The organism is Variovorax sp. P4_B11 (assembly GCF_056402355.1).
In genome coordinates this window covers 1-1,488 of the sequence record NZ_JBFUHO010000151.1, presented here as the reverse complement: position 1 = coordinate 1,488, position 1,488 = coordinate 1, and the positions used below count along the sequence as shown (strand labels likewise).

Sequence of the window (1,488 nt, the reverse complement as noted above, 5' to 3'; positions counted from 1 at the left end):
GCCCGCATCGTCGATCGCCTCGATCGTTCCCGGCTCGCCTTCGGGCAGCGGGTTCGGTTCGATGCGCCAGTTGCCGTCCGGATCCACCACGGCGCTGCCCACGACATTGCCGCCACCGTCGGTGACGATCACGATGCTGCCTTCTTCACCGGTGCCGGCCAGGCCGCCACTGTTGTTCTCATTGACCACAGGGGTCGTCGGCGCAGTCTGGTCACCACCCACGATCTCGACCGATTCGGACTTGTTGCCCGCATCGTCGATCGCCTCGATCGTGCCCGGCTCGCCTTCGGGCAGCGGGTTCGGTTCGATGCGCCAGTTGCCGTCCGGATCCACCACGGCGCTGCCCACGACATTGCCGCCACCGTCGGTGACGATCACGATGCTGCCTTCTTCACCGGTGCCGGCCAGGCCGCCACCGTTGTTCTCCGTCACGACCGGCGTCGACGGATCGGTCTGGTCACCGCCCACGATCTCGACCGGTTCGGACTTGTTGCCCGACTCGTCGATCGCCTCGATCGTTCCCGGCTCGCCTTCGGGCAGCGGGTTCGGCTCGATGCGCCAGTTGCCGTCTGGATCCACCACGGCGCTGCCCACGACATTGCCGCCACCGTCGGTGACGATCACGGTGCTGCCTTCTTCGCCAGTGCCGGCCAGGCCACCGCCGTTGTTCTCATTGACCACAGGGGTCGTCGGCGCCGTCTGGTCACCACCCACGATCTCGACCGATTCGGACTTGTTGCCCGCATCGTCGATCGCCTCGATCGTTCCCGGCTCGCCTTCGGGCAGCGGGTTCGGTTCGATGCGCCAGTTGCCGTCCGGATCCACCACGGCGCTGCCCACGACATTGCCGCCACCGTCGGTGACGATCACGATGCTGCCTTCTTCACCGGTGCCGGCCAGGCCGCCACCGTTGTTCTCGGTCACCACAGGGGTCGTCGGCGCCGTCTGGTCACCGCCCACGATCTCGACCGGCTCGGACTTGTTGCCCGCATCGTCGATCGCCTCGATCGTTCCCGGCTCGCCTTCGGGCAGCGGGTTCGGTTCGATGCGCCAGTTGCCGTCCGGATCCACCACGGCGCTGCCCACGACATTGCCGCCACCGTCGGTGACGATCACGATGCTGCCTTCTTCACCGGTGCCGGCCAGGCCGTTGCCGTTGTTCTCGTTAACGACCGGCGTCGTCGGTGGCGTCATTTCCAGCACGGCGCTGTCGCTGTAGCTCGCCGGGTTGCCAGCTGCGTTGCTGACGTTCGCCGTGATCGTGATCGTGCCGCTGGTCAAGCCACCGAGATCGGCGGCCGAGGTCGTCCACACACCACCGTTGACGAAGGCCGTGACCACCACGCTGTTCACGCCGTCGCTGAAGGTCAGCGTGACCGTCTGGCCGTCTTCCACATTCGTGGTCGTTCCGCTCACCACCAGGGCTTCGGCCTCGGCGGCGTTGATCACGCCGTCGCCCGCGATCGGGCCGCCCACCGTGATGGATGG

At 67.1% G+C, this 1,488-nt stretch carries 1 protein-coding gene; it reads right to left on the bottom strand.

Going from position 1 to position 1,488, the window contains the following annotated elements:
- Positions 1-1,488, bottom strand: a 1,488-nt coding sequence (locus tag AC1DYD_RS41340; protein WP_478178485.1) for an Ig-like domain-containing protein, incomplete at both ends; no start/stop codon positions are given.